At 49.3% G+C, this 6,000-nt stretch carries 11 protein-coding genes; all 11 read right to left on the reverse strand.

Annotation, left to right across the window (positions count from 1 at the left end; genetic code table 11):
- Positions 1–63: 63 nt before the first annotated feature.
- The 11 genes from DI44_RS06525 to DI44_RS06480 all read right to left on the reverse strand — a co-directional run bounded on the left by DI44_RS06525 (position 64) and on the right by DI44_RS06480 (position 5,848).
- The gene (locus DI44_RS06525) at positions 64–1,200 is read right to left on the reverse strand and encodes an MBL fold metallo-hydrolase (RefSeq protein WP_033025637.1); all 1,137 of its coding nucleotides are present in this window, start codon (positions 1,198–1,200) and stop codon (positions 64–66) included.
- Positions 1,201–1,248: 48 nt separating this feature from the next.
- Positions 1,249–1,818, reverse strand: a complete 570-nt coding sequence (locus tag DI44_RS06520) for a sulfurtransferase TusA family protein (protein WP_033025639.1) — start codon at positions 1,816–1,818, stop codon at positions 1,249–1,251.
- A 63-nt stretch (positions 1,819–1,881) separates the two neighbouring features.
- On the reverse strand, positions 1,882–2,364 hold the full coding sequence (locus DI44_RS06515) for a DsrE/DsrF/DrsH-like family protein (RefSeq protein WP_033025640.1): 483 nt from the start codon (positions 2,362–2,364) through the stop codon (positions 1,882–1,884).
- Positions 2,365–2,414: 50 nt separating this feature from the next.
- Positions 2,415–2,642: a sulfurtransferase TusA family protein gene (locus DI44_RS06510; RefSeq protein ID WP_033025641.1), complete on the reverse strand. Its 228-nt coding sequence runs from the start codon at positions 2,640–2,642 to the stop codon at positions 2,415–2,417.
- A 111-nt stretch (positions 2,643–2,753) separates the two neighbouring features.
- Positions 2,754–3,014, reverse strand: coding sequence for a metal-sensitive transcriptional regulator (locus DI44_RS06505; protein ID WP_033025642.1), 261 nt, complete (start codon positions 3,012–3,014; stop codon positions 2,754–2,756).
- A complete protein-coding gene (locus DI44_RS06500) occupies positions 2,981–3,373 on the reverse strand; it encodes a rhodanese (RefSeq protein ID WP_094238828.1) in 393 nt (130 codons plus the stop codon). The genes DI44_RS06505 and DI44_RS06500 overlap by 34 nt, the downstream gene beginning before the upstream one ends.
- A gap of 89 nt (positions 3,374–3,462) precedes the next feature.
- Complete coding sequence (locus DI44_RS06495; protein WP_033025650.1) at positions 3,463–4,032, reverse strand: class I SAM-dependent methyltransferase; 570 nt, start codon at positions 4,030–4,032, stop codon at positions 3,463–3,465.
- 239 nt (positions 4,033–4,271) lie between these two features.
- Positions 4,272–4,607, reverse strand: coding sequence for a rhodanese-like domain-containing protein (locus DI44_RS17605; protein WP_050483845.1), 336 nt, complete (start codon positions 4,605–4,607; stop codon positions 4,272–4,274).
- 46 nt (positions 4,608–4,653) lie between these two features.
- Positions 4,654–4,899, reverse strand: coding sequence for a glutaredoxin domain-containing protein (locus DI44_RS06490; RefSeq protein ID WP_033025644.1), 246 nt, complete (start codon positions 4,897–4,899; stop codon positions 4,654–4,656).
- A gap of 23 nt (positions 4,900–4,922) precedes the next feature.
- Positions 4,923–5,312, reverse strand: a complete 390-nt coding sequence (locus tag DI44_RS06485; protein ID WP_033025646.1) for a DsrE/DsrF/DrsH-like family protein — start codon at positions 5,310–5,312, stop codon at positions 4,923–4,925.
- Positions 5,313–5,479: 167 nt separating this feature from the next.
- The gene (locus tag DI44_RS06480; RefSeq protein ID WP_033025648.1) at positions 5,480–5,848 is read right to left on the reverse strand and encodes a DUF202 domain-containing protein; all 369 of its coding nucleotides are present in this window, start codon (positions 5,846–5,848) and stop codon (positions 5,480–5,482) included.
- Between the last annotated feature and the right edge of the window lie 152 nt (positions 5,849–6,000).

Genomic DNA, 6,000 nt, shown 5'->3' on the forward strand with positions numbered 1-6,000 from the left:
ATCCCTCCCTTTTGTTTTCAAAAAGGACGGGGCGCTCCCCGTCCCTTACCAATTTGTATCACTTTAAGCATGGGTATGATGCAATGCACAGCGGTTCGGGCCGATCTCAAGCTCCCGCTCTGTTTCGATATCCACGGTTTTGAGCCCGCGGTTGATGGCGACAATGTCTTCAAAGTTCGGCGGGGTTTCCGTCTTGGCGCTTTGGATGACAAGATCGATAAATTCGTCTTTCGGTTTGTTTTGCATCATCTCATTGCGGGCGCGGATGCGGCCCAACGTATCGCCGACATACCCCTCCGCGTTGATTTCTTCATCCAAGTTCGCGTAGTGCGCCGGCAAGACGATCACATCATCCGCCATGGCCGCCACTTTTTCATATACGGTGTGATACAAGTCTTCCGCCCATTCCGCCACTTTGCCGCCAAGGTCCGGCCGCCCGAGACCGCCGACAAAAATCGTGTCACCCGAGAACAGCCATTTGCCGTTGACAAAGAACGAGACGCTGCCTGGCGTATGGCCTGGCGTTTTCACGGCCAACACTTCCAAATGAACGTTGGCAAAGTCGATCGTGTCATGCTGCTCTAGCGGCTCGAAATCAAACACCGCTCCCTCGCTTTTCATCAAGTAGTACGTTGCCCCCGTTCGTTCGGCCAGCGCCTTGCCGCCGGAAAGATGGTCGGCATGCAAGTGCGAGTCCACGATATGCGTGATCTTCACCCCTTCTTGTTGGGCTGCTTGTTCGTACACATCGATAAACCGCAGCGGATCGACGACAAGCGCTTCGCTTCCCGAGATGACCATATACGACAGGCATCCTTTGCCGACGCGGATGAATTGGTAAATTTTCAATTGATCATCTTCGTATACTTTGGCTTGATGGAGATGCTCGCTCCACGCTTGCATCCCGCCAGCGAGCGTATAAACGTTGTCAAACCCGGCTTCCGTCAGCTGTTCGGCGACAAACGCCGCCGATCCGCCCTTCGCGCACACGACGACGATGTCTTTGTCTTTCGGAAGACGGTCGACAATCGAGTCAACCCCATCAATCAATTCAAAATACGGCACGTTCAAATAGTCAAAGTTTTTCCCTTCGATTTTCCAATCGCGAAAATCGCTTTCGTTGCGGACGTCCAAGATGAACAGCGATTCTTTGTTGAACACCTTTTCCGTCATTTGTTGCACGGTCATTTCTTTCACCATATTAACATACCCCCTAATGTATATTTGATTGTTAAAAAAGGCCGCTCATTACGATTGAGCGGAATCAAGCGGCCCGTTCCATTGCGACATGCCTGGAATGACGTTGCGCACACGGTCAAATCCTTTTTCGGCCAGCTTTTGCGCAGCCAAATCGCTCCGTGTCCCTGTGCGGCACACGACGTAAATCGTTTTGTCTTTCGGAAGTTCCTCCATCCGGCGATCGAGCTCTCCAAGCGGAATCGAAACGGCGCCCGGAATATGGCCAAACGCATACTCCGCTGGTTCGCGGACATCCAAGACAAACGAATTAGGATCGTCCAGTTTTTCTTGCAATTCTTCATTCGATACGACATGAGGAAATGCCGTTTCTTTGCGTGCTTCATTTTCCGTTGCCTTGCGGATATAATGTTTCAAAATCCCATTTTCTTCAATTGTTCCTAAATATTGATGCCCTGTGCTTTCCGCCCATGCTTTGATATCGGCTTTGGACCCCTTATCCGTCGCCTGCACTTCCAACACTTGGCCCGGCTCCAATTCGTTGATCGCCTTTTTCGTGCGGACGATCGGCATCGGGCAGGACAATCCTTTAGCATCTACGGTCATATCGACTTTGATCATTGGTTGATTCCCCCCTTGATTGTTTATTCGACAGGCCCTTCCCAGGCCAACGACTCCCTCATTTTAAATGAATAAGTTCACATTTCCTTCCGACGCATCCGCCAAATACGCGGCGACGCCGGCAAACTCAATGCCGTCGATCAATTCTTCCGGCTTCAGTCCAAGCAAATCGACCGTCATTTGGCAGGCGACGAGTTTTATACCTTGCTCTTTCGCCATCTCGATCAACTGCGGAAGCGGCATGGCGTTATGTTTCTTGATCACCTTTTTGATCAACTTTGGGCCGATGCCGGCAAAATTCATGCGCGACAGCCCCATGCGGTCCGCGCCGCGCGGCATCATCTTCGCAAACATCTTTTCGAGAAATCCTTTTTGCACCGGAACCGGCGCCTCTTTCCGCAAGGCGTTCAGCCCCCAGAACGTATGAAAAATCGTCACGTCATGGTCGTATGCCGCGGCGCCGTTGGCGATGATGTAGGCCGCCATCGCCTTGTCATAGTCGCCGCTGAACAAAATGATCGTCGTCTTTTTCTTCGGCTGTGTCATCTGGCCGCCTCCTTTCTATATACCTACACAGGTATAAGAAAGACCGGAAATTATCCTTTTTGAATCCAGAACGTCAACACACCGTTTTCCTCTTTCATATCAATAACCGTATGCCCGCTTGTTTTCGCCCATGCCGGCAAATCGTTTTTCGCCCCTTTATCGGTCGTTTGCACCTCCAGCACTTGTCCCGATTCCAATTCGTCCATCGCCTTTTTGGCTCTCACCACCGGCATCGGGCAGGCAAGTCCTTTGGCATCCAATACTTTCGCTACGTTCATTGTGATAACCTCCTTGACATCATATGTTTTATTACCATTACCCCTATGGGTATATTACTACAAGAAAAAGAACGTTGTCAACACGTTTTTCTCTTGCTGTTGACCAACGGGTTATCGGCTTTTTACCAATAGTTCAACTGCTTCTTTGACAAGGTCGTCTGTGTTCTCTCCTTTTTGCATGCTTTCACGCAGACAGTGCTCTAAATTCGTGCTGACGATCACGGCAATGGCGCGGTCAATGGCATTGCGCGCCGCTGAAAGCTGAGAAACGACGCTCTTGCAGTCCTTCCCTTGTTCCATCATGCCAAGAACGCCTTTAATTTGTCCTTCAATCCGTTTTAAGCGGTTTTTGATTTCTTTATTGTATTCCATTGGTCCATTCGCCCCCTTTCTCGGCAGTCGCAAGCGGCGATCGAATAGCTTTTCACCTCATAGCCATAGCGGCGCAACAGCCGGATGCCGACGTTTTTTTCGATGGCATCTTGGGCAATGATATGAAGCGGCTTTCGCGGGATATGCCGAACATGCCGTTTCAAATACGCCACCGGAATATGCAACGCTTGGCCAAATATGGGGCCATTGCTTTCATTATAATCGCGCAAGTCGACAAGAAGCAAGCCGTCCGGCACCTCTCCTACCGGAAGGCACGGAATATTTTTCACAGGATAGTAGCGTCGGTACAACGCAACGCTCAAAAGAAAAAGAAAGAATAACAAACTACTGCCTGTCAACGGTTCACCCCCTCTGCTTCTCCTATGCACGATCATTATATACCCTGTGCAGTATAATGACAACAAGAATCATTTCCCTGAACAATCGGCTATTTCCAGCGAATCAACAGACCATAGACAGCCGGGTGAAAACGGACCAATTCCACATCACTCGCCTTTTGTTTCACATAGGAAAGCAGTTCATCCGACGGAATCCGCTCATGAAGCGGCGGCCCCATTTCGCTTTCAACCGCTTCCCATTCAATGAAAAGAAATCGTCCATTCGGCTTCATCACGCGGCGAATCTCGTCGACGACAGCGTCTTTTTGTTCCACTTCATGAAAGACAAACGCCATGATTCCTTTATCCATCGAATGAGAAAGCAAGGCGGTTGAAGCGACATCCGCCACCTGATATTCAATGTTGGTTATCGCAAACTGCTGCGCCCGTTTTTTTAATAACTGGATCATTTCCGGCTGCACATCGACCGCGTATACTTTTCCATTTGTCGCCTGCGCGAGAGGAATCGTAAAATAGCCATTCCCGGCGCCAAGATCAACGACCGTGTCATCCGGTTTCACGGACAACATCGAAATCGCCTGTTGCGGGTCGATCCACTCTTTGCGCTTCGGGTCGAGCAGTCGATCAGCGTGTTCATAATGAAAACGATGCCCTGTCATCCTGTCCCCTCCTATTCGACAACTTGTATTCGTTATTGTATTCTTTTTATCGGTTTCCAAACGACTCACATCAACCAGTCGACACGCCCATTATGAGTCTGAAACATGAAAAGGGCCGGCATCGGAAAACGCCGGCTTCTTTTCCCTACCGAACGACGCAACGGTTTGGGCCGATTTCCATCTCCCGTTGTTCGTCTTCTGTCGGATGCAGTTTCCCCATATTCGTCTGCCGGATTTCCTTATAAGCATTCGGCTGCGGAGCAAGTTTTCATACCGCCTTCGATCGAATAAACATCCGTATAGCCCGCCGCTTCCAACTGCTCTGCCACAAACTCCGACGAGCCGCCTTTGGCGCAAACGGCGTAAATCGTCTTGCTTTTGTCTTTCGGCAAACGGTCCAAATACGGTTCGATACCGTCCAACACGTCAAAATACGGAATATTGACGACCTCAACGCCTTTGCCTTCGATCCGCCAATCGGCAAAATCTTCAGGGTTGCGGGCGTCTACAATAAACAACTCTTCACCGCGCATGATTTGATTGGCGATTTCTTTGACCGAAATCGTTTTTGCCAACCATACCCAGCCCCTACGTCATCGCTCTATCATTCACATGTGATTTTCAGCGATGATTCGCTTCGTTCCATAACGCCATAATCGTTTCCGGGTCATACCCGAGCACCCAGCGGCCGTTAATTTCGATTTGCGGCACGCCCATTTGCCCGGTCGTTTCCACCAGTCTCCGCGCCGCTTCCGGATTGAGCTCGACATTCACTTCCTTGAATGGAATCCCTTGGGCGCGCAAAAAGTTTTTCGCCATTACACAATATGGGCATGTAGTGGTTGTATAAACGGTGACTTGCGCCATATTCTCCTTCCTCCTCTCCCTCATTAGAAGGCCAATGTAATGTCCGCGTCTTTCGCGAACTGCAGGAACGTCGCCGCCCCCGCCACTTCAATGCCATCAACGAATTGGTCTTTGTCCAACCCCATGACGTCCATGGTCATTTGGCAAGCGATCAGCTTCACACCCATCCCTTGCGCCATTTGAAGCAATTCTGCAATCGATGGAACGTTCGCTTTTTGGAACCCTTGTTGAAAATGTTCTTTCCCTTCAGGAATCGGCAATTGTTTGTGCGCTTCTTTGTGGATGAGATTCAACCCTTCAAACGTGAAAAACACGCCGACTTCTGCGTCTGCCGCCGCAGCGGCTGTCGCGATGTTGAACACCTTGTACGCATCAAACAACCCGCCGTTTGCCGCAATGATCGCTACTTTCATCGAGATAACCTCCTTATGTTTTTTGTTATTATGTTTGATACCTATCCCGGTTTTATACACGTACATGCGTTGTATACACATACGTGTATGTGTATTACAATCCCTATGTTATCGAATCGCTTTCCTTTTGTCAACAAAAAAGAAAAAATGGCGAGAAAGTGCCGCTGTCAAAGCAAAGTGAAGAAATAATAGCCAAACAATCCAGTGATCAGCAACAACAAGGACGCCAAAAACCAAATTAACGGGCGTGACGGCCGGAACGTTTGTTCATTAATTTGTTTTGTCTTCATGACATAACTAATGGTGGAAAACACAATCGTGCAGACGGAAATCACCACCGCCAATGCCCCGATGAGCTGGACAAGAAATGTCGACAGGGCGCTCGCCGTTGATTTTTCATGCAAGTTGATCATCAAGAAAGCAATTCCGATCACAGCGATCGAAGTGCGAATCCAAGCGAGAAACGTCCGTTCATTGGCTAAGTGTTGCTGAATATATTTTGAATCCTCTGTCGGCTTTGGTCTTTCTTCTCTCATTCACCATTTCCCCTTTTGCCAAACTTACTGGATCGATTGCATATGATCGACGATCCAGTCATAACTCATCGGTCCGATCATTTTTTCTGTATGATTCCTTTTCCGTGAAAATCCCGGGTGGAGGGCAGATCGTGTTGCCCATGGAACTTTTC

Source organism: Geobacillus sp. CAMR5420, assembly GCF_000691465.1.
Classification (GTDB): Bacteria; Bacillota; Bacilli; order Bacillales; family Anoxybacillaceae; genus Geobacillus; species Geobacillus thermoleovorans.